19 protein-coding genes and 1 tRNA gene are annotated in these 21,663 nt (G+C 72.7%); 9 read left to right on the forward strand and 11 right to left on the reverse strand.

Annotated elements, in window-relative coordinates:
• Nucleotides 1-65 precede the first annotated feature (65 nt).
• Nucleotides 66-3,566 (forward strand): bifunctional proline dehydrogenase/L-glutamate gamma-semialdehyde dehydrogenase, encoded by a 3,501-nt coding sequence (locus ASF17_RS12575; RefSeq protein WP_055800333.1) that lies wholly within the window; start codon nt 66-68, stop codon nt 3,564-3,566.
• Nucleotides 3,567-3,710: 144 nt separating this feature from the next.
• On the opposite strand, the gene ASF17_RS12580 is transcribed toward ASF17_RS12575, so the two are convergent.
• From ASF17_RS12580 to ASF17_RS12595, 4 genes are all read right to left on the reverse strand, one after another.
• The gene (locus tag ASF17_RS12580; protein ID WP_055800337.1) at nt 3,711-4,694 is read right to left on the reverse strand and encodes an NAD-dependent epimerase/dehydratase family protein; all 984 of its coding nucleotides are present in this window, start codon (nt 4,692-4,694) and stop codon (nt 3,711-3,713) included.
• Entirely contained in the window at nt 4,691-7,594 is a 2,904-nt protein-coding gene (locus ASF17_RS12585) for an alpha/beta fold hydrolase (RefSeq protein WP_235476599.1), read from the reverse strand. The genes ASF17_RS12580 and ASF17_RS12585 overlap by 4 nt, the downstream gene beginning before the upstream one ends.
• Nucleotides 7,591-8,613, reverse strand: a complete 1,023-nt coding sequence (locus ASF17_RS12590; protein ID WP_055800341.1) for a 3-oxoacyl-ACP synthase III — start codon at nt 8,611-8,613, stop codon at nt 7,591-7,593. Before ASF17_RS12590 ends, ASF17_RS12585 begins: the two co-directional genes overlap by 4 nt.
• Nucleotides 8,614-8,794: 181 nt before the next feature.
• Nucleotides 8,795-9,076: a hypothetical protein gene (locus ASF17_RS12595; protein ID WP_055800344.1), complete on the reverse strand. Its 282-nt coding sequence runs from the start codon at nt 9,074-9,076 to the stop codon at nt 8,795-8,797.
• 58 nt (nt 9,077-9,134) lie between these two features.
• Here ASF17_RS12595 and ASF17_RS12600 point away from each other — a divergent pair, with 58 nt between their 5' ends.
• Entirely contained in the window at nt 9,135-9,380 is a 246-nt protein-coding gene (locus ASF17_RS12600) for a hypothetical protein (protein ID WP_055800347.1), read from the forward strand.
• On the opposite strand, the gene ASF17_RS12605 is transcribed toward ASF17_RS12600, so the two are convergent.
• Nucleotides 9,307-10,428 (reverse strand): FUSC family protein, encoded by a 1,122-nt coding sequence (locus ASF17_RS12605; protein ID WP_055800352.1) that lies wholly within the window; start codon nt 10,426-10,428, stop codon nt 9,307-9,309. The two genes, ASF17_RS12600 and ASF17_RS12605, sit on opposite strands and share 74 nt — an antisense overlap.
• 106 nt (nt 10,429-10,534) lie before the next feature.
• Here ASF17_RS12605 and ASF17_RS12610 point away from each other — a divergent pair, with 106 nt between their 5' ends.
• Nucleotides 10,535-11,065: a MarR family winged helix-turn-helix transcriptional regulator gene (locus tag ASF17_RS12610; protein WP_055800355.1), complete on the forward strand. Its 531-nt coding sequence runs from the start codon at nt 10,535-10,537 to the stop codon at nt 11,063-11,065.
• On the opposite strand, the gene ASF17_RS12615 is transcribed toward ASF17_RS12610, so the two are convergent.
• On the reverse strand, nt 11,017-12,741 hold the full coding sequence (locus tag ASF17_RS12615) for a family 16 glycosylhydrolase (protein ID WP_055800358.1): 1,725 nt from the start codon (nt 12,739-12,741) through the stop codon (nt 11,017-11,019). The two genes, ASF17_RS12610 and ASF17_RS12615, sit on opposite strands and share 49 nt — an antisense overlap.
• Nucleotides 12,742-13,023: 282 nt before the next feature.
• Nucleotides 13,024-13,097: transfer RNA gene (locus ASF17_RS12620), tRNA-Thr, on the reverse strand.
• Nucleotides 13,098-13,260: 163 nt separating this feature from the next.
• On the opposite strand from ASF17_RS12620, the gene ASF17_RS12625 reads away from it, so the two are divergent.
• The gene (locus ASF17_RS12625; RefSeq protein WP_055800361.1) at nt 13,261-13,443 is read left to right on the forward strand and encodes a hypothetical protein; all 183 of its coding nucleotides are present in this window, start codon (nt 13,261-13,263) and stop codon (nt 13,441-13,443) included.
• A 72-nt stretch (nt 13,444-13,515) separates the two neighbouring features.
• Here ASF17_RS12625 and ASF17_RS12630 read toward each other — a convergent pair whose 3' ends face one another.
• On the reverse strand, nt 13,516-14,076 hold the full coding sequence (locus ASF17_RS12630; protein ID WP_055800364.1) for a nitroreductase family protein: 561 nt from the start codon (nt 14,074-14,076) through the stop codon (nt 13,516-13,518).
• Between the two features lie 4 nt (nt 14,077-14,080).
• Nucleotides 14,081-14,503 (reverse strand): peptide-methionine (R)-S-oxide reductase MsrB, encoded by a 423-nt coding sequence (msrB, locus tag ASF17_RS12635; protein ID WP_055800367.1) that lies wholly within the window; start codon nt 14,501-14,503, stop codon nt 14,081-14,083.
• A 115-nt stretch (nt 14,504-14,618) separates the two neighbouring features.
• Between msrB and ASF17_RS12640 the strand changes: the two genes are divergently transcribed.
• The 5 genes from ASF17_RS12640 (at nt 14,619) to groL (ending at nt 18,863) form a co-directional block, all read left to right on the forward strand.
• Complete coding sequence (locus ASF17_RS12640; protein WP_055800370.1) at nt 14,619-15,641, forward strand: DUF2332 family protein; 1,023 nt, start codon at nt 14,619-14,621, stop codon at nt 15,639-15,641.
• A 53-nt stretch (nt 15,642-15,694) separates the two neighbouring features.
• On the forward strand, nt 15,695-15,988 hold the full coding sequence (locus ASF17_RS12645; RefSeq protein WP_055800373.1) for a DUF3263 domain-containing protein: 294 nt from the start codon (nt 15,695-15,697) through the stop codon (nt 15,986-15,988).
• Between the two features lie 64 nt (nt 15,989-16,052).
• A complete protein-coding gene (locus ASF17_RS12650) occupies nt 16,053-16,625 on the forward strand; it encodes a LytR C-terminal domain-containing protein (RefSeq protein ID WP_055800376.1) in 573 nt (190 codons plus the stop codon).
• A gap of 206 nt (nt 16,626-16,831) precedes the next feature.
• A complete protein-coding gene (locus ASF17_RS12655; protein ID WP_055800379.1) occupies nt 16,832-17,035 on the forward strand; it encodes a cold-shock protein in 204 nt (67 codons plus the stop codon).
• Between the two features lie 208 nt (nt 17,036-17,243).
• Nucleotides 17,244-18,863: a chaperonin GroEL gene (gene groL / locus ASF17_RS12660; RefSeq protein ID WP_055800382.1), complete on the forward strand. Its 1,620-nt coding sequence runs from the start codon at nt 17,244-17,246 to the stop codon at nt 18,861-18,863.
• A 247-nt stretch (nt 18,864-19,110) separates the two neighbouring features.
• Here groL and ASF17_RS12665 read toward each other — a convergent pair whose 3' ends face one another.
• Complete coding sequence (locus tag ASF17_RS12665; protein ID WP_055800385.1) at nt 19,111-20,865, reverse strand: sensor histidine kinase; 1,755 nt, start codon at nt 20,863-20,865, stop codon at nt 19,111-19,113.
• 69 nt (nt 20,866-20,934) lie between these two features.
• The gene (locus ASF17_RS12670; protein ID WP_055800388.1) at nt 20,935-21,627 is read right to left on the reverse strand and encodes a response regulator transcription factor; all 693 of its coding nucleotides are present in this window, start codon (nt 21,625-21,627) and stop codon (nt 20,935-20,937) included.
• Nucleotides 21,628-21,663: the final 36 nt, after the last annotated feature.

Consider the following 21,663-nt stretch of genomic DNA (forward strand, 5'->3'; position numbering starts at 1 on the left):
CGCCGCCGTGTTACGAGCTGATGTCAAACCTTGCCACGTGGCAAGTTCCGCCCTACATTCAACCCATGACCACCTTCGACGAGACGGCGGGGCCGTCCACCGCTGAACAGCTCCTGCCCGTCGGCATCGGCGACGACGCCGTCGCCCTCGCCCGCCGCTGGGCCCACGAGGCCTCGAGCGCCCCGAGCACCGGCTCGGCGCATCTGCTCGCCCAGGTGCTGAAAGACGAGTCGGGTCTCGCCTTCACCATCGGGTTCGTCGACCGCGTCGTCCGCCCCGAAGACCTCGGCGTCGCCGCGCGCAACCTCTCGACCCTCGCGAAGCAGGCACCGGCCTTCCTGCCGTGGCACATGCGCTCCGCGGTGCGTCTCGGCGGCGTCATGGCGCCCGTGCTGCCGGGCGTGGTCGTCCCGATCGCCCGTCGCGTCCTCCGCGGCATGGTGGGCCACCTGATCGCCGACGCCCGCCCGGCCGAGCTCGGCGCCGCGATCGCCTCGATCAGACGAGACCGGACGCGCCTGAATCTGAACCTCCTCGGCGAGGCCGTCCTCGGCGACGCCGAGGCCGAGCACCGGCTCGCCGGCACCCGGGCGCTGCTCGCCCGCGACGACGTCGACTACGTCTCCATCAAGGTCTCCTCGATCGTCAGCCAGCTCTCGATGTGGGCCTTCGACGAGACGGTCGAGCGCGTCGTCGAGAAGCTCACCCCGCTCTACGAGCTGGCCGCCCGCTCGCCCGAGCCGAAGTTCATCAACCTCGACATGGAGGAGTACCGCGACCTCGACCTGACGATCGCGGTCTTCACGCGCCTCCTCGGTCAGCCGCAGCTGCACGGCCTCGAGGCCGGCATCGTGCTGCAGACCTACCTGCCCGACGCGCTCGGCGCCCTGCAGGGGCTCACCGACTGGGCGACGGCCCGGGTCGACGCGGGCGGAGCCCCGATCAAGGTGCGCGTGGTCAAGGGCGCGAACCTCGCGATGGAGACCGTCGACGCGACCGTCCACGAGTGGCCGCTCGCGACCTACGGCACGAAGCAGGACAGCGACACGAACTACAAGAGGGTCCTCACCTGGGCTCTCACCCCCGAGCGCACCCGTGCCGTGCGCATCGGCGTCGCCGGTCACAACCTCTTCGACATCGCGTTCGCCCACCTGCTGGCCGAGGCCCGCGGCGTGAGCGACCGCATCGAGTTCGAGATGCTGCTCGGCATGGCCGAGGGGCAGGCCGAGCTCGTCAAGAACGACGTCGGGGGTCTGCTGCTCTACACGCCGGTCGTGCACCCTCGCGAGTTCGACGTCGCCATCAGCTATCTCATCCGCCGCCTCGAAGAGAACGCGTCGAGCGAGAACTTCATGTCGGCCGTCTTCGAGCTGGCCTCGAACGAGACGATGTTCGAGCGCGAGAAGGGACGGTTCCTGGCATCGCTCGCCGCGGTCGACGGCGACACCCCCGCGCCGCACCGCGTGCAGAGCCGTCTCGACCCCGCCCAGGCCCTGGCGGCGCGCGAGCCCGGCAGCGGGTTCGAGAACGAGCCCGACACCGACCCGGCGCTCGCCGCCAACCGCGCCTGGGGCCGCGACATCGCCGCCCGGTCGGCCCACTCGACGCTCGGGGTCGACCTGATCGAGTCGGCCCGCGTCACCGACGAGGCCACCCTCGACACCCTGCTCGACCGGGCCGTCACCGCGTCCGCCGCGTGGGCGGCCCGAGGAGGCGCGGGTCGAGCGGCCGTCCTCCGCGACGCCGCGGCGATGCTGTCGGCCCGACGCGCCGACCTGATGGAGGTCGCCGCCAGCGAGACGGGCAAGACCGTCGCCGAGGGCGACGTCGAGGTCAGCGAGGCCATCGACTTCGCCAACTGGTACGCCCACCTCGCGGAGGAGCTCGACTCCGTCGACGGCGCCCGCTTCGCGCCCGAGCGGCTGACGCTCGTCACCCCTCCCTGGAACTTCCCGATCGCGATCCCCGCGGGCTCGACCCTGGCGGCGCTCGCCGCGGGCAGCAGCGTCGTCATCAAGCCCGCCGGGCAGGCCCGCCGCTGCGGCGCGGTGATGGTGCAGGCCCTGTGGGACGCCGGTGTGCCGCGCGACGTCCTGACCCTCGTCGACGTCGACGAGGGCGACCTCGGGCGCCACCTGGTCTCGCACCCGTCGGTCGATCGGGTCGTCCTGACCGGCGCCTTCGAGACGGCTCAGCTCTTCACGAGCTGGCGTAACGACCTGCCCCTGCTCGCCGAGACCAGCGGCAAGAACTCGATCATCGTCACCCCGAGCGCCGATCTCGACCTGGCGGCCTCCGACGTGATCAAGTCGGCGTTCGGTCACGCCGGCCAGAAGTGCTCGGCGGCGAGCCTCGTGATCCTGGTCGGGTCGGTCGCGACCTCCGAGCGGTTCCGCCGCCAGCTGGTCGACGCCGCATCGACGATGCGCGTCGGCCTGCCCTCCGACCCGACGACGCAGATGGGCCCGATCGTCGAGCCCGCGCACGGCAAGCTCGAGCGGGCGCTGACGACGCTCGGGGCGGGCGAGTCGTGGCTGGTCGAGCCGAGGCGGCTCGACGAGACGGGTCGGCTCTGGTCGCCCGGCGTCCGCACCGGCGTCGCGGCCGGCAGCGAGTTCCACCTCACCGAGTACTTCGGTCCCGTGCTCGGCATCATGACCGCGGCGACGCTCGACGAGGCCATCGCGCTGCAGAACGCCACCGACTACGGGCTGACGGCCGGTCTGCACACCCTCGACCCGGCGGAGCTCTCGGTCTGGCTCGACGCCGTCGAGGCCGGCAACCTCTACGTCAACCGCGGCATCACCGGCGCGATCGTCCGCCGTCAGCCGTTCGGCGGCTGGAAGAAGTCGTCGGTCGGCGCCGGCGCCAAGGCCGGCGGGCCGAACTACCTCGTGCACCTCGGATCGTGGCAGCCCGCCGCCGTGGTCGGAACCCGGGAGGCGCGCCCCGGCTCGGCCGTCCTCGGCGCCGTCGAGGCCGCGACCCCGCTGCTCGGGGCGTCGGGGGCCACGGCCGCCGACGATCTGCGTGCCGCGGCCGCGACCGACGAGCACTTCTGGTCGACGGAGTTCGGCGTCGCCCGCGACGTCAGCGCCCTCGGGCTCGAGCGCGACCTGCTGCGCTACCGCCCGCTGCCCGTGACGGTGCGCATCGCCGACGGGGCCGACCCCGTCGACGCCGTCCGGGTGCTGCTCGCGGGTCTCCGGTCCGGCGCTCCGCTGACCGTGTCGACCTCGATGGACCTGCCGTCGGCGTTCGTCGCGGCGCTGGGCCGGCCGGTGCCGGTGGTGGCGCATGAGAGCGACGAGGCGTGGCACGACCGCGTGCGCGCGGGTGGGCTGCGGACGGAGCGCGTGCGGCTGGTGACGGGCGCGGGTGACGCGGACCGCGCCTCCTCGGCTCTGTCGTCGGCGCTCGGCGGCGACCCCTCGGTGGCCGTGTTCGACTCGGCCGTGACCCCGACGGGGCGGCTCGAACTGCTGCCGTTCCTCCGCGAGCAGGCGATCGCGATCACGGCGCACCGGTTCGGCAACCCCGACCCGTGGAGCGAGTCCGTCATCTGAGCGGGGTGAGGCGGGTCGGCGTCGTCGAGGGCGGGCGGCGCTGGCCCGCCGCCGATGACGGGAACCCGCCGCACCTCCTGATGCCCGCGCGCGGGTTCACGCGTGCGAGGGCTCGGGCGGGCGAGCGCCCGGGCGAGCGGGGATTCAGACCGGGGGCTGGCCGGCCGCGTACCAGGCGGCGAGTCGGCTGAGGCCCTCGTCGACGCCGACGGCCGGCGTCCACTGGAGGTCGTGCCGGGTGCGGCGCTGGTCGAACCAGTGCGCGGTCGAGAGCTGCTCGGCCAGGAACCGCGTCATGGGCGGCTCGTCGGCGCCCGGGCGCACGGCCCACAGCCTCTCGACGAGCGAGCCCGCCGCCCGGGCGACGCCGGCAGGCACCCGGAGGCGCGGTGCCGGCACCCCGGCCGCCAGACAGATCCCCGCCATGAGGTCGGCGACCGTCCGCGGCTCGCCGTTGGTCAGCACATAGGCCCGACCGCTGACGGCGTCGACGCGTTCGAGCGCGGCCGCGATGCCGGACGCCGCGTTGTCGACGTAGGTCGAGTCGATCAGGGCCGCCCCGTGGTCGAGCAGCGGCAGGCGCCCCGAGCGGGCCCGATCGACGATGCGCGCCACGAGCTGCGTGTCGCCCGGGCCCCAGACGAGGTGCGGTCGCACGGCCACGACGCGCAGCTCGGCGTCGGCGGCTCGCAGGGCGAGGCGCTCGGCGGCGGCCTTCGTCCGGGCGTAGTGCCCCCGCGCATCGGCGGGCGAGGCCGGGTCGGCGTCGTCTCCGACGATCGAGGAGCCCGAGTGGGCGACCGACGGCGACGAGACGAAGACCAACCGGGGGACCGAGGAGGCGCGCATCGCCTCGATCAGCGACCGCGTGCCGCCGACGTTGACGGCCTCGAAGTCGGCGGGCGCCCCGGCCAGCGAGACCTTGGCCGCGAGGTGGACGACCGCGTCGTGCCCGTCGACGGCGGCGGCGACCGCCGCGGGGTCCGTCATGGAGCCGAGGACGTCGCGCACCCCCGCGACACCGGAGGGGCGGCGCTGGAACGTCGTGACGTCGTGCCCGGCGTCGGCGATCGCCCGGGCGACGGCGCCGCCGAGCAGTCCGCTGGCCCCGGTGACCAGCACCCTCACGGGCGGCGCATCCGTCCGCCCGAGAGCACGGAGGCGGCCCAGGCGGCGAGGCCCGAGCGGTCGATCTTGCTGTTGTGCCGCACGTCGGTGGGCAGGCCGGGCACGACGAGCACGGCGGCGACGGGGTGACCCGAGGCGGCCTCGACGGCCTCGCGCACGGCCGCGGCGAGCGGCGTCGGGGCGAGACCGGGTCGGCGAGCGGCCGGCGTCGTCTCGGCCACCACGACCACCTGCTGCGTGCCCGCCGGGCCGATGCCGACGACGGCGGCGCGACCGACGCCCTCGACCCGTTCGACCGCCTGCTCGGACGCGACCGGCGTCAGCACGCCCGCGGCCGTGGTGATCACGTGGGGCAGACGCCCCTCGACCCAGAGCCGACCCTGCTCGTCGAGGTGCCCGACGTCGCCGGTGCGGTGCCAGCGGGTGTCGGGCGTCGAGCCGAGCCGACTGGCGCGGTGCGTCAGCCAGAGACGGTCGTAGTGGTCTTCGACGTGCGACGCCGAGACCACGATCTCGCCCGTCACGCCGGGCGCGGCGGCCGGCTCCCCGGAGGCGCGCCCCGCCTCGTCGAGGGCGGCGATCCGCACCGAGGTGGTCGCCCCGGGCAGCCCGACGCAGACTCCGCCCGCGTCGTGCGCGCCGGCGGAGAGCCGGTCGGCGCGATCGGCCGCGGCGGCGCGGACGCCCTCGAGCGTCACGTCGGTGAGCAGCAGCCCCTCGGTCATGCCGTACGGGGTGTGCGGGGTCGCGTTCGGCATCAGCCGTCCGGCCGCGGCCAGCAGCGACTCGGACACGGGCGCCCCGGCCGACAGGAAGGTCTCGACGCCCGACAGCGCCGCCCGGTCGGCGGCGTCGAGCGCACCGGAGGTGGCCACGACGTTCGTCAGAGCGGCGGGCGAGAGGAACACCACGGTCGCGTCGACCGCGGCGGTGGCCGCGGCGACGGCGCGGGCGGTGAGGGTGCGGGGCTTCGTGACGTCCATGTCGGGGGTGACGCTGGTCGCCCCGAGGGCCGGGCCGAGCAGGGCGAACGGCGCGAAACCGGCGACGAGACCGGTGCCGGGGCCGACGCCGTACTGCGCGGCGAGGGCGTCGCGGAGGGCCGTCAGCTGGCCGTGGCGGTAGACGACGCCCTTCGCGGGGCCGGTGGACCCCGAGGTGAACAGAATCGCCGCCTCGGCGTCGCCGGCCGGCGACTCGGGCAGGTCGGCGAGTGCTTCGTGCGCCCGACGACCGAGCGCGACGATCTCGGGGAGCGACGTCTCGACGCCGAGGGCGCGTCTCGTGACCCCCGGGAGGCGCGTGGTCGAGATGACGCGACCGGGCCAGCCGAGCGCGCGGGCCGCGGTCAGGCCCGGAAGCTGCCCGATCACGTGGTCGGGCCAGGCGCCGCGGACGGCGCGCGTCAGCCCCCGCACGCCGAGGCCGGCGTCGGCGACGACCACGACCGCGCCGAGCCGCAGGCAGGCGTAGAGGACGGCGGTCAGGTCGGCCCCGGGCTGCACGAGCAGCGAGACCCGGTCGCCGGGGCGGACGCCGTGCTTGCGGAGACCCAGGGCGATCTCGCGGACTCGTCGAGACAGGAGGCGCCAGCTGACCGAGCGCGGGCCCTCCGAACCGCTCGGCACCATCTCGATCAGGGCGATGTCGGCGCTGTCGGACAGGGCGTCGAGGTGCGACCAGAGCGGACGGTCCTGTGATGCGGACGAGACGACCCGCGCCTCCTCCGCGAGATGCTCGGCGGAGGCGGCGGCCGCGGCGGCCGTCGCCTCGTCGGCACCGGCCTCGAGGGCCTTCTTCGCCGCGGCGGCCCCGGTCGCGCCGGCGCCGTCGAGACGCCCGGGGCCGGAGGGCGCCGCGACGGAGTCGCCGGACGGCGCCTCGCCGTCGACCACGGGCGCCTCGGGCGTCGCGCCGTCGGGCAGCCGGTCGCCCAGCCAGGTGAGGACGGCCGACGCGTAGTCGACGTCTTCGGCCACGAGGTGGCCGGCGCCCTCGAAGCGGTGCACGTCGGCGTGCGGCAGGCGGTCGACGAGGTCGTCGAGGTACCGGTCGCCGAAGATCGGATCGCGGGGGCCCCAGAGCATCAGGGCGGGCACGTCGAGCTCGCGCACGGCCTCGGCGATCCGGTCGAGCTCGGGTGCGCTCTCGTGATCGTCGTCGACGGGGATGTCGGCGACGAAGCCGCCGATCCCGCCCCGTCGCGCCGCCGTGCGGTAGGGGGCGCGGTAGGCCGCGCGCACGTCGGCGGGCAGCGCGGGGTGCCCGAGCGCGAGGGTGACGTCGACGAACGCGGTCGTGCCGACGGTCGCGCCGCCGAGGACCCCGCGGGCCAGCGCCAGACGGAGGGGAGCGGGGATCGGCGTGCCCTCGGGCTGGTGGATCGCCGTGTTGAGCAGCATGAGGCCGGCGAGCCGCTCGGGGTGGTCGACGGCCCAGCCCATCGAGACGACGCCGCCCCAGTCGTGACCGAGGGTGACCACGGGGCCGTCGAGCTCGAGGGCGTCGGTCAGGTCGCCGAGATCGGCGACGCGGCGGGCCAGCGCGTGCGGCGACCCGGTGCGCTCGGACCAGCCCATGTCGAGCTGGTCGACGGCGACGACGCGCCAGGCGGCCCCGCCCGCGGCCGCGGAGGCGACCGTCGAGGCGACGAGCTCACGCCAGAGGTACGACCAGGTCGGGTTGCCGTGCACGCAGAGGATCGTGCCGACCGGCTCGGCCCCCAGCTCTGCGAGGGCGTCGCCGTTGTCGAGCACGTGCCAGCGTCGGGAGGCGCGGTGCGAGCCGAGCCCGTACGGCACGTCGACGAGGCGCGACCAGGCCGGGTCGAGACCGGGGAGGTCGTCGGGGGGCAGCTGGGCGGGCGCCGTCGAACGGGCGGCGCGGGGGAGGCGACTCACCAGGCGAGCTCCATCATCGCGGTGTTGATGCCCGAGCCCACTCCCATCAGCAGGACCCGGTCGCCCCGCGAGAGGGTCTTCGACTCCTCCACCAGGGTGATGGGGATCGATGCCGGTCCGACGTTGCCGAGGGTCGGGTAGGTGAGGGGCACCCGCTTGCGGTCGATGCCGGCCGCCTTGACGAACGCGTTGGTGTGGACGTCGCTCACCTGGTGCATGACGTAGCGGTCCATGCCCTGCCAGTTCCAGTCGGGCTTGGCCTCGCGCCAGGCCGAGACGACGAGCTCCATGCCGCGTTTGAGCAGCGCCTTGGCATCGGTGAACATGCCGTCGACGCTGCCGACGCAGAGGTCGTAGTTCTCGGTCGCCGCGCGCGTGACCCCGCCGAGGATCCTGTGGCCCTCGGGGTGCAGATCGGCGCGCCCGATGACGGCGGCGGCCGCGCCCGAGCCGAGGGTGAGACTGGCGAACTCGCTCATGAAGTCGTCGCGGTCGAAGCCCTCGGTGAGCAGGCGGTCGATCGTGTTGACCTGCACGTCGTCGGCGTCCTCGCCGTCGATGATGACGGCGTAGTCGATCTGGCCGGCGTCGATCAGCTGGGCGGCGAGGGTCATGCCGTTGACGAAGCCCAGGCAGGCGTTCGCGATGTCGAAGTTGGTCGCCGACGACGGCAGGCCGAGGCCGTGGTGCAGGCGCACGGCCACCGAGGGTTCGAGGTGGGGGCGCGTGACGGACGTGTTGATCAGCAGCCCGACCTGATCGGGGCGGACCCCGGCCTCGGCGAGGGCGCGCTTCCCGGCGTCGATGGCGGCCAGGTCGAAGCTCTGGTCGGGCCCCCAGTTGCGGCGCTCGTGGACGCCCGCCACCCTCTGCAGCAGGCCCGTGGGCATCCTCAGGCGCTTGAGCACGGGACGGAGCTTCTCGTCGATGCTCTCGGAGGTGGTGACCCGTTCGGCCATCGTGCTGGCGACCGACAGCAACGCCGCGTTGCTGTGCCGGGTCGTGGCGTTTCCGTTCACCGGAACTCCCTGTCGAATTGTCTGGGTGGGCTGGCGCCGGCGCGGCTGAGCGAGGGGTGCCGATCAGGGCCGGGAGATCGTGGCATCGAATCGATGCATCCTGACGAGTTTACGGCCACCGCCTCTGAGCGGTTGCCAGGTTGCCGGGGCACAGACATGCCGATCGGGGCATGTTCGCGCCTCACGCGCGGGGGTCTCGAGGCAGCCGGACGACCGACCGTCGGTCGCCCCGCGTCCACCAGACGAGATCGGCCACGGCCCAGACGACCGCGCCCACCGCGGCGAGCACGACGACGACCGTCACGACGGTCACCGAGCCGCCGCCGACGAGCAGGGCCGCGACGATGCTGGCGACGACGACCAGTGCGCAGCCGATGGTGAGCACGGGCAGCACGCGTCCGCCGCGCTTCGTCAGCAGCCAGTTCGGCACGTCGGGGTCGACCCGGACGCTCTTCTCACGCATCCCGCCAGGCTATCCCGGCGAGCCCGGTCCGGCCCCGTCGCCCGGGTACGCTCGTCGCATGAGCACCCCGCGCCGGCCCTTCTGGATCCTGACCAAGACCGGCAGCGTGCTCCCGGCCGTGCTCGAGGCGGCGCTCGGCGTCTTCGGCCTCGTGGTGCAGATCGGCACGATGACCTCGGGTCGTCCGGTCGAGCCGGTCGCGTACGTCGTGCTGGTCGTCGCGCTGCTGCTCATCGCGCAGGGTGTCGCCGACCTCGTCTGGTGGTCGCGCGACGACCGGCGGGCGAAGGCGCGCCAGGGCTGACCCGCGTCCGGAGGCGGTGCGTCGCGAGCAGCAGCACGACGACGACGCCCACGCCGACCAGGGTGTCGACGCCCCGCCACACGACCAGCTCGCCGATGTCGACGGGCCCTGCCAGGGCCGACATGCCGAGCGCCATCGGCGTCACGAACAGCAGCGTCAGGCCGTAGTTGCGCATGACCGCGAGCTCGGCCGCGAATTGGAGCACCCCGAACGCGACGATCAGCCAGGGGGTGCTCGGCTGCAGCGCGAGGAGGCCCGCGGCCACGACGACGCCGGCGAGGGTCCCCAGGAGGCGGTGGCCGGCCCGGACGAGCTGCGTCGCCGTCGCGCTGCCCACGACCGGCACGACGGCCGAGACCATCGCCCAGTAGGGGTTCTCGAAGCCGGCGGCCACGCTGATCAGACCCGCGACGAGCGACGCGAGCAGGCAGATGCCGGCGTGGACGAGGGTGCGGCGACGATCGAGGAGGCGCGGGGCGCGCCTCCTGATCCGTCCCGTCTCCGACGCGAGGGCTCGACGACCGCTCGGCGTGAGGGCCGCGGCGCCGGAGGCGAGCAGCGCGAGCGCGAGGCTCGCCGGCGCGACGACGGCCGCCGCTGCGACGGCGGCGCCGTCGGCGGGCACGAACGCGCAGACGCCGAGGCCGAAGACGAAGAAGAGCGGCCCCGGCGGGCTCCAGCGGCGGAGGTCGGACACGAGGGAGGCGAGCCCGGCGACGATCGCCACGACGACGACGAGACCGGGGTCGGGGATGGACAGCGACGAGAGGGCGGCTCCGAGGATGACGCAGGCCACGAGCCCGGCGCCGGCCTCGAGCTGCATCCTCAGGCGCTGGAGGAGGGGCAGGCCGCGCCCGAACGCCGAGGCGAAGGCCCCGAAGGTGGCGTAGGGGGCCCACTCGAGGTGCCCGAGCAGCGCGAGCACGACGAGGGGCGCCACGACCGAGACGGCCACGCGGGCCGCCGGCAGGTGCGCCGAGTCGTGCGGACCGAGGCGGAACAGGTCGGCCGGGCGGGGGAGGATGCGGCTCGGGGCGGTGTCGGTCATGGGGTCCTCTCGCGAGCGTCCGTCGTGCGCTCGTCGTCGAGGTGCTTCACGGGTGAATCATCGGTCGAGAAGTAGTTTACCCGTGAACGATCGCTATGATCGCGGGATGCGCGACGCCATGGACCACGTCCACGACCAGTGGAGAGGGCTCCGCCCCGATCTCGACGTCGAGGCGATCCTCGTGGTGGGGCGGATCACCCGCATCGCGCGGATCGTCCAGCGGCAGAGCGACGAGCTCCTTCGGGCGCACGGCATCAGCCGGGCCGACTTCGACCTGCTCGCGGCCCTCGTCCGCCGCGACGTCCCGTCCTCCCCGACGCAGCTCGCCGACGAGACCCTGCTCTCGCCGCCGGCGATCACGAAGCGCATCCGGGTGCTGACGACCGCGGGTCTCGTCGGCCGCCTCGACAATCCCGACGATCAGCGCGGCTACTTCGTCATCCCGACGGCGGCCGGGCGGAGCGTGCTCGACGCCGCGCTCGGACCGCAGCTCGCCGCCGAGAGGGCCCTGCTGGCAGACCTCGGGCCCGAGGCCCGCGCCCTGCTGGGCGACGGGCTCCGGGCCCTCCTGGTGGATCTCGAGTCGGGTCAGCGACGCATGGTGACCGGCTTGGACCAGCGCGACGCCGACGTGTAGCCGGGCTTCGAGCCGGTGACCTTGACACCGATGCGGTGACCGGCGTCGGAGGCCTTCGTGCGGTACGTGGTGCCCGTCGCGCCCTTGATCCACGACCCGTCGCGGGTCCACTGGAACGTCCACTTCGTGCCCGTGGTCCAGGTGCCGCGCTGGGCGGTCAGCGTGCTCCCGGCCTTGGTCGAGCCCTTCACGCCCGGGGTGCCGGCGGTGAGGGTCAGCGGCTTGACGGTCGCGGCGTTCGACGCGCGGGCCACCGCGGTGTGCCCGGGCTTCGTGCCCGTGACGACGACGGTGATCGCGCGGTTCGCGTCGGAGGCGGTGGGCGCGTACGTGGCAGCCGTCGCCCGCGAGATGGCCTGGCCGTTGCGCTTCCACTGGTACGTGAAGGTGGTGCCGGCGGTCCAGGTGCCGGTCTTCGCGCCGACCTTGCCGCCGACGGTCGCCTTGCCGGTGACGGTGGGTGCGGCGCTGGCGAGCGGGGCCGGCTTGACGACGACCGCTGCCGACGTCTTCGAGGCGGTGGTGTAGCCGGACTTCGAACCCGTCACGACGAGGCTGATCCTCTTCGAGGCGTCGGCCGCGGTCGTCTTGTAGCTCGACCCGGTCGCCCCGGCGATCGCGGCGCCCTCGCGCAGCCACTTGTAGCTCAGCGCCGTCCCCGAGGTCCAGGTGCCGGTCTGCGCGGTGAGGGTGGAGCCGACGGTCAGGGTGCCGCGGATGGCCGGCGTGGGCGCCGTCAGCGTGAGGGGCTTGGGAGCCACGGGGGGCTTGGCGGGGGTCGGGGCCGGGGCCGGGGCCGACGGCAGGGCCACGGTGGAGGCGCTCCCTGGGGTGTACGCGTACTGGCTGACCCAGTCGACGAGGAGGTGCCCGTCGACGTTCGCGGCGGGCTTCGTGCCGTTCGTCGCCGTCTGGAGCACCCAGTGCATCGGCGTCTTCGGGATGTTCGTCGTGGTCGAGGCCACGACGACCCCGTCGAGCAGGTAGCTGATCTTCGTGGGGGTCCAGTCGATCGTGTAGGTGTGCCACCCGGTGTACGACGTCCTGGTGTCGGCCCACATGTCGTTGTTCCACGGCGTGCCGAGCTGGTGGTTGAAGGCCTGGGTCGTGCCGTCGAGGTTGCCCTCGGGGAAGTTGATCTCGCCGTTCTCCCACACGTTGTCGTCGTCCCAGAGCAGGAAGGCGGTGCCGTAGCCGGGCAGGGCGTCGGCCTTCATGCGCACGCTGTAGCGGCCGTAGGTCTGACCTCCCCACTGGCCGTTCACCAGCGGGATGGGGGCCGCGGCGCGGGGCACGCCGTCGGAGCCGGTGTGCAGGTGCATGTCGAGGACGCCGTCGTGGACCGACAGGATGTCGGCCTCGTAGCGGCCGATCTTCCAGGTGTCGCCGAAGCCGTCGTAGGTCATCCACTGCTTGGCGTAGGGGCCGGGGAACCCGCCCTTGGCCACAGGGGTCGAGAAGTCGTCCTTGAAGGTCTGGGTCCAGCCCGAGAGGTTCCCGTGCAGGAGGGACGTCGAAGCGGCTGCGGGGTCGGTCGCGGTCTTGCCGGCGATGACCGAACCGGTCGCGGCGTCGGCGCTCGTCGCGCTCGTCGCCACCAGTGCCGACGCGAGCAGTGCGCCCGCCACGATCGTGGCGCTGATCGACAGCGATCGTGAGGATGTCCGTGTGACCATGTCGCGGTGTCCCTTCCCAGGAATATCGGAAGGGCAAGCGGGTGCTTCGGGGGGAGAGGTCCTGCAGACCCGACGATCGCTCGTCGGGGTACAGCGCGCCGCGGAGCTTCGGGTTCCTCGGTGCTCCACAAGTCTGCGCTCGGGGGACGAAACCCGTCATCCCCCAGCACGGGTCGCCCTCGTTGGGGGGAGCGCTGGAGCGTCTGTCCTCCTCGCTGTACCCCATCGCGGTCCGGCGACGTGCGAAGGCCCCGATCGGGATCGATCGGGGCCTTCGGAGGGAGCCGCCTGTCGGATTCGAACCGACGACCTTCGCTTTACAAGAGCACTGCGCTACCGGACTGCGCCAAGGCGGCTGACACGACCACCCTACAAGCCCGGCGAGACCCTGTGGTCCTGCCCCGAGGCGCCGACCTCGGGGTACGAGAGGGGCCGCGATTGGCGCGCGGGCGGTGTTCAGTGGTGAAGTAGACGCACACGGCGCCGGCCGTGTCCCGGCCCGGATCACGAGGAGCCCCCATGACCAACATCCTGACCGCCATCGGTTCGATCGCCCTGCTGCTCGTCGGCTGCGCCCTCTTCGCGTACTCGTTCGGCTCGGGCGAGCCCAACGCCATCATTTTCTTCGCCGGCATCGTCGCCATGACGGGGTCGTTCTGGCTGCCGATCACGGTCATCGGCAACAGCCACGAGACCTGGTGACGCGACACCCGTGAACGACGACGACCCCGGCGCTCGAGCGCCGGGGTCGTCGTCGTCTGACGGCCGCGGGGATCAGGCCCGGTCGAGACCGCCCAGATGGCGGGCGACGTCGACGCGCTTGCGCGGCTTCTCGTCGGCACGCGGACGGTCGCGGCCGCCCACGTAGAGCCAGCCCAGCAGCTTCTCGTCGCCGGTCAGCCCGTGAGCGGCGTGGACCTCGGGGGCGCGCGTGTGCGTGCCGGACCGCCAGAAGACGCCCCAGCCCTCGTCGTCGAGCACCAGCGAAAGCAGATGGGCCACGCCCGAGGCGACGCTCTCCTGCTCCCACTCGGGGACCTTGCGACTCGGCTTCGGCGACGAGACCACCGCGATGACCAGGGGCGCCCGGAGCGACTTCTGCTCGAGCTTCTCGGCGTCCTTGCCCTCGGCGCCGTCGGCGGCGGCGAGCGACCGGCCGATGATCCGACGGTCGTCGCCCCGGAGCTCGATCAGACGCCACGGACGCATCGACGAGTGGTCGGCGACCGTGGCCGCGGCCTCGACCGCCGCCACGAGCTGCTCGTGCGAGGGGGCCTCGTCGGTGACCTTCGACCGCGAGCGTCGGCGCCCGGCCGCCGCGGCGACGGTCGTCACGAGGTCACTCGGCGGCCGACGCGGGCTCGTCGCCCTCGCGGAAGCTGAGCGAGACCGAGTTCATGCAGTACCGGTCGCCGGTCGGCGTGCCGAACCCGTCGGGGAAGACGTGCCCGAGGTGCGAGCCGCAGGTGGCGCAGCGCACCTCGGTGCGGACCATGCCGAGGCTGTCGTCGTCGATCAGCTGCACGGCGTCGGGGTTCACGGACTCGTAGAAGCTCGGCCAGCCGCAGTTGCTGTCGAACTTGGTGCCGCTCTTGAACAGCTCGGCCCCGCAGGCGGCGCAGGCGTAGACGCCGGCGCGGCTCTCGTCGAGCAGCTCGCCCGTCCACGGGCGCTCGGTGGCGGCCTCACGCAGCACGGCGTACTGCTCGGGACCGAGCTCGGCTCGCCACTGCTCTTCGGACTTCTCGACCTTGTACGACACGGTTGACTCCTTGATGTTCGGGACTCCCCATTCAACACGGTCCCCCCGACAGTCATTCCTCGGGGGAGCGGACGCGACGCCCAGCCGCCCCGGGGCGTCCGCCTAGAATCCACGGATGCTCCTCGCCGACCGGTTCCGCGCCCATGCCGAGGCGGCCGTGCGCGAGCGGTCGCCCCTCTACGACGAGTGGTCGCGCGGCATCGCCGACGATCCCGACGTGCTCGCTCTGATCGGGAGGGCCCCGGAGGCGCGGCGCCAGCCGGCCCTCGTGCTCGCCGTCGCACGCTGGCTCGGCGCGCCCCTCGAGCCGTGGCCGAGCCTCCGGGAGTGGATGCTCGCCCACCCCGACGCGCTCGTCGCCGAGCTCGGGCGGCGGACGACGCAGGTCAACGACGTGCGCCGACTCGGCCCGGTGTCGCTGGCGCTGTCGCGGGTCGACGGTCCCGTCGCGCTGCTCGAGGTGGGCGCGTCGGCGGGACTGTGCCTGTTCCCCGACCGCTACGCGTTCCACGCCACCGCCCGGGGCCACGGCGTCGACGTCGACCTGCGCTGGGGCGACCCGGTCGGCGACGTCGTCGTCGGACTCGACATCGACCTCGGGTCGGGAGCCGACGCCCCGCCGAGCGCCCTCGCCGGCGCCGTCTCGGCCGGCCGGGTCGAGCTGCCCGAGATCGTCTGGCGCGCCGGTCTCGACCTCGATCCCGTCGACGTCACCGACCCCTCGGCCGTGTCGTGGCTCGAGACCTCCCTTCCGCCGGGCCCGTCGGACCGGGTGGACCTCCTGAGGCGGGCGGTCGCGGTCGCCCGGAGCGCGCCTCCTCGGATCCTCCGCGCAGACGCGGTCGACGGTCTCGCGGCGGCGGCGGCGGACGCCCCGACCGACGCCCGCCTCGTCGTCGTCTCGACGGGGACGCTCGTCTACCTGCCGGGCGCGAGGCGTCAGGCCTTCGTCGACGCCGTCCGCCGACTCGACGCGAGCTGGATCTCGTACGAGCGACGCGACCTCCTCCACGACGTCGTCGTCCCCCCGCACGCGGGGCTCGCACCGGGCGGCGACTTCGCGGCGCTGGCCCTCGACGGGCACGCGCTCGCGGTCGGCGACGCCCACGGCACGCGGGTGCGGCTGCTGCCCTCTTGAGCCGCCCCGCAAGCGCCCGCCCGTAGGATGACGACGATCGAGAGGGCAGGTGGATGGGCGACAGCGGCACGACGGACGACAACGGCACGGTCATCGGGCTCTCCGAACGCGACCGCGCGATCCTCGACCTCGAGCAGTCCGCCACCGGATCGACGCGTCACAAGGAGGCCGTGATCCGCCGCGAGCTGGGACTCTCGACCGCTCGCTACCAGCAGCTGCTCAACGCGCTCATCGAGCGTCCCGCCGCGCTGGCCTACGCTCCGATGCTCGTCGGGCGCCTGATCCGACTCCGCGACGCTCGAACCCTCGCGCGGACGACGCGGTCCTTCGGACCGCCGACCCGCTGACCGCCGCCCGCCGACACGACGCCGACGACACGACGCCCGCCGAACCAGAGAAGACCCGCCCCTCATGCCGAACCTCCCCCGCGACCGCTTCGACGATCTGCCCCACGACCTCGAGAGGGTCGGGGCGCACCGTGCTCGCCCGGTCAAGGGCCGCGGCTGGTTCGTCTTCGCCTGGGCCGCGCTCGCGACCGGTCTGCTGGTCGGCGGCGGCGTGATCGCCCTCGGGGTGCTGAACGACAGCTTCCAGTTCACGAACCCGTCGCCCGCGGCGACCTCCGAGGCGGAGCCGACGGCCGGCGCCACGGACGAGCCGTCGCCCAGCCCGACGGCCCCCGCCGGCACCGCCGCCGCCGACGTCGACCCGTCGGTCACCATCGCCGTGCTCAACGGCACGGCGACCGCGGGTCTCGCGACCGCGGCCAGCGCCGATCTGACGGCCGCCGGCTACACCGTGGCGACGCAGGGCAACGCCGGCGACACGTCGGCCTCGACCTCGACCGTCTACTACGCCGACCCGGCCGACGAGGGCGTGGCCCTCGGTCTCGCCCAGACGCTCGGCATCTCGGCGACGGCCGCGAGCTCGGCCTTCCCGAACGCGTCGGTGACCGTCGTGCTCGGCACCGACTTCACCCCCTGAGGGCCGACGAGCCGAGGAGGCGCGGTGCGCGCTCGTCCCGCACCGCGCCTCCCCGGCTCGCCGCATGTTACGGCCGTGTTTAAAGTCGGGTGATTCCCGCTCGGCGGGGGCTCCCCGGTCTTCTATTCGAGTCCGTCTCAGCATTAGCATGCGAGAACCGGCCGACTCATGCGCCGCACCATCACAGCAACAAAGGGGAACGAGAAATGGCCAACGGAACCGTCAAGTGGTTCAACGCCGAGAAGGGCTTCGGCTTCATCACGGTCGAGGGAGGCGGACAGGACGTCTTCGTGCACTACTCCGCCATCGACATGAGCGGCTACAAGGTGCTCGAGGAGGGCCAGGCGGTCGTCTTCGACGTCGGCACCGGCAGCAAGGGCCCCCAGGCGGAGTCCGTCCGACTCGCCTGAGCCTCCGAGCGGGGTCGCCGACGACCCTCGCCCATCACGACGCCGCCCCGGGAAACCGCGGCGGCGTCGTCGTGTCCCCGGTGCCGCCGTCGGCCCTCCCCGTCACTTGCACTCTCACCTGGCGAGTGCCAGAATCGTTGCTGGCACTCGCGACACGTGAGTGCCAATGCTTCTGCTTCATGACGTCCGGGAGGGACGAAAAACACACATGGCTAAGATCATTGCTTTTGACGAAGAGGCCCGTCGTGGCCTCGAGCGTGGCCTGAACATCCTGGCCGACGCGGTTAAGGTCACCCTCGGCCCGCGTGGTCGCAACGTCGTCCTCGAGAAGAAGTGGGGCGCCCCCACCATCACGAACGACGGCGTGTCCATCGCCAAGGAGATCGAGCTCGACGACCCCTTCGAGAAGATCGGCGCGGAGCTCGTCAAGGAGGTCGCGAAGAAGACCGACGACGTCGCCGGCGACGGAACGACCACCGCCACCGTCCTCGCGCAGGCCCTGGTCCGCGAAGGACTCCGCAACGTCGCCGCCGGCGCCGACCCCATCTCGCTGAAGCGCGGCATCGAGAAGGCCGCTGCGGCCGTCTCGGCCCAGCTGCTCGCCGACGCGAAGGACATCGAGACCAAGGAGCAGATCGCTGCCACGGCCTCGATCTCCGCTGCCGACCCCACCATCGGCGCGCTCATCGCCGAGGCGATCGACAAGGTCGGCAAGGAGGGCGTCGTCACCGTCGAGGAGAGCAACACCTTCGGCACCGAGCTCGAGCTCACCGAGGGCATGCGCTTCGACAAGGGCTACCTGTCGCAGTACTTCGTCACCGACCCCGAGCGCCAGGAGGCCGTCTTCGAAGACGCCTACGTGCTCATCGTCAACTCGAAGATCTCGAACATCAAGGATCTCCTCCCCATCGTCGACAAGGTGATCCAGAGTGGCAAGCAGCTGCTCATCATCGCCGAGGACGTCGACGGCGAAGCCCTCGCGACCCTCGTCGTCAACAAGATCCGCGGCATCTTCAAGTCGGTCGCCGTCAAGGCCCCCGGCTTCGGCGACCGTCGCAAGGCGCAGCTGCAGGACATCGCGATCCTCACCGGCGGTCAGGTCATCGCCGAAGAGGTCGGCCTCAAGCTCGAGAACGCGACGCTCGACCTCCTCGGTCGTGCCCGCAAGGTCGTCATCACCAAGGACGAGACGACCATCGTCGAGGGCGCCGGCGACCCCGAGCAGATCGCGGGCCGCGTCCGTCAGATCCGCAGCGAGATCGAGGCGACCGACAGCGACTACGACCGTGAGAAGCTCCAGGAGCGCCTCGCGAAGCTGGCCGGCGGCGTGGCCGTCATCAAGGCCGGTGCCGCGACCGAGGTCGAGCTGAAGGAGCGCAAGCACCGCATCGAGGACGCCGTCCGCAACGCGAAGGCCGCCGTCGAAGAGGGCATCGTCGCCGGTGGTGGCGTCGCGCTCATCCAGGCCGGCAAGACCGCTCTCGCCGAGCTGCAGCTCGAGGGTGACGAGGCCACGGGTGCGAACATCGTCCGTGTCGCCATCGACGCTCCCCTGAAGCAGATCGCCTTCAACGCGGGCATGGAGCCCGGCGTCGTCGCCGACAAGGTCCGCGGCCTGCCCATCGGACACGGCCTCAACGCCGCGACCGGCGAGTACGTCGACATGATCGCCGCCGGCATCATCGACCCCGCCAAGGTCACGCGTTCGGCTCTGCAGAACGCCGCCTCGATCGCCGGTCTGTTCCTCACGACCGAGGCCGTCGTCGCCGAGAAGCCCGAGAAGAACCCGGCCCCGGCCGGCGACCCCACGGGTGGCATGGACTTCTAGTCCGCACCGCTCCACCGCACCACCACAAGGGCGGCTCTCCTCCGGGGGAGCCGCCCTTCGGCGTCCCCGCCGCGGCACCCCGGAACCCGCGCGGCACCCCGCGACCTGCGTGGCACCCTGAAAGCCGCGCAGCACCCCGCAACCCGCGCAGCACCCCGAGAGATGGGGGTGTTGCGCGGGTTTCGGGGTGTGGGGTGCGAGCGGCGGGCGCCGCGGGCGCCGCGGGCGCCGCGGGCGCCGGGGGCGGCTAGGCGGGCTGCGGGCCGGCCGCGGGGGCGGTGGTGACGGCGGCGTCGGCGGGCATCAGGGGCAGGGCCACCTGGAACGTGGCGCCGCCGCCGGGGGTGTCGCGCACGTCGACGCTGCCGCCGTGGGCTGCCACGATGCCCGAGACGATGGCGAGCCCCAGCCCGCTGCCCCCGGTGTCGCGGGTGCGCGACGAGTCGGCGCGCCAGAACCGCTGGAAGATCTTCTCGCGGATCTGCGGCGGGATGCCCTCGCCGTGGTCGACGATCGCGAACGTGGCGACGCCGCGACCCGGGTCCGACTGCACGACGATCTCGATCGGACTGTCGTGCTCCGTGAAGCGCATCGCGTTGCCCATCAGGTTGGTGATCACCTGACGGATCTTGTTCTCCTCGCCGACGACGATGGCGTGCGCCTCGTCGAGGGGGGTCTGCTCGACGGGCACGGCCGCCGTGCTGCCGTCCGCGTTGCGGACGCCGCGGGCGCGGAGGCTCCGGAGGCGCGCGAGGGTGGCTCCGGCGAACGTAGCCGGTGCGCCGCCCGCCGTCGCCGACCCCGACGCGGCGGGCGTCACCGGGCCGGTGGTCCGGCTCTCGACCGGGAGGCCGGGCGCCGCGTCGATCGCGGGCTCGGCCGCCTCGCCGTCATCCGCCGGGGTGGCCGAGGGGACGACCGGGTCGAGCACGAGCACCTCGATGTCGCGGTCGGGGTTCGAGGCCATCGTGTCGAGGGCGGAGTCGCGGGCGAGCTGCACGAGATCGACCGGGCCGAGCTCGAGCGGCTTCGACTCGTCGAGGCGCGCGAGCTGGAGGAGGTCCTGGACGAGCACGCCCATCCGGATGGCCTCCTTCTCGATGCGCTCCATGGCCTGGGCGACGTCCTCCGGCTTGGTCAGGGCGCCCATCCGGTACAGCTCGGCGTAGCCGCGGAGGCTGACGAGCGGGGTCCGGAGCTCGTGGCTCGCGTCGCCGACGAACCGGCGCATCTGGTCGATGGTCTTCGCCCGGTCGTCGAAGGCGTCGTCGATGCGGTTCAGCATCGTGTTGAGCGACCGGTTGAGCCGACCGACCTCGGTGTTCGGCGTCGTCGAGTCGAGCCGCTGGCTGTAGTCGCCGTCGGCGAAGCGCGCCGCCGTGGCCTCGACGTCGCGGAGGGGGGAGAAGGTCGACGTGACGAGCAGCCGGGTGAGGGCGGCGCCGAGCACGACGACGGAGACGCCGAAGCCGAGGAAGATCCCGCCGAAGCGGTTGATGGTCGCATTGGTCGCCGCGAGGTTGGTGCCCGTGACGATGGTGGCGTCGATGGTCTGCGTCGCACCGCTCGTCGAGGTGAGGGTCAGCGGCTTGACGGTCGCGTAGACGCGCCACTCCTGGTCGTGCGTGCGGTTGTCGACGCTCTGCGCCTCGCCGCCCGCGGACTCGGCGACGGTCACGCCGGCGAGCACCGGGCCGACGCCGTCCTCGAGCAGATCGCTCGTGTCGCAGATCATGCTGCCGTCGGGGTTGAGGATCGCGAGGTAGCTCGACTTGTCGCCGAAGTTGATGGTGCACGACGTGCCGTTGCGCGACGCCCCCGTGAAGCTGTCGGCCGACGTCTTCAGCTGGGTGTCGACCTGGCCGTAGAGGTACGTGCTCAGCACGGTCATCGTGCCGAGCCCGGCGACCAGGAGCCCGAGGGTCACCAGGGTCACCGTGATCCCGGTGATCTTCGTGCGGATGGAGATCTCGTTCCACCACTGCGAGAGGCGTGCGTGCATAAGGGCGAACGATACCGAGGACGCCTGGGAGCCGAGGCCCCCAGGCGTCCGCCTCGATCTCGCGGGCGACTAGCCCTTCGAGGCCTTGAGCATGTAGCCGAAGCCGCGCTTGGTCTGGATGATCGGCTCGGCCGAGAACTGGTCGAGCTTGCGACGCAGGTACGAGATGTAGCTCTCGACGATGCCGGCGTCTCCGTTGAAGTCGTACTCCCAGACGTGGTCGAGGATCTGAGCCTTCGACAGCACGCGGTTGGGGTTCAGCATGAGGTAGCGCAGCAGCTTGAACTCGGTGGGGCTGAGCTCGATGGCGGTCTCGCCGATGGTGACCTCGTGGGTGTCCTGATCCATCGTGAGCTCGCCGGCGCGGATGATGGCGTCTTCGTCCTCGTTCATGGTGCGGCGGAGGATCGCCTTGATGCGGGCGACGATCTCGTCGAGGCTGAAGGGCTTCGTGACGTAGTCGTCGCCTCCGACGGTGAGGCCGGTGATCTTGTCTTCGGTGTCGTCCTTCGCCGTCAGGAACAGGATCGGCGACGTGTAGCCCGACGAGCGGAGGCGCTTGGTGACGCCGAAGCCGTTCATGTCGGGGAGCATCACGTCGAGGATGATCAGATCGGGCTCCTCCTCGAGGACGGCCGAGATGGCCTGCGCCCCGTTGCCCACGGCCCGGACGGCGAAGCCGGCGAAGCGGAGGCTCGTGGTCAGGAGGTCGCGGATGTTCGGTTCGTCGTCGACGATAAGGATCTTGGGGCCGTCACTCATGCTGCAAGTATCTGCGCGCCTCCTCGGCGTTGCCTG

It is taken from the genome of Frigoribacterium sp. Leaf263, assembly GCF_001422285.1.
Classification (GTDB): Bacteria; Actinomycetota; Actinomycetes; order Actinomycetales; family Microbacteriaceae; genus Frigoribacterium.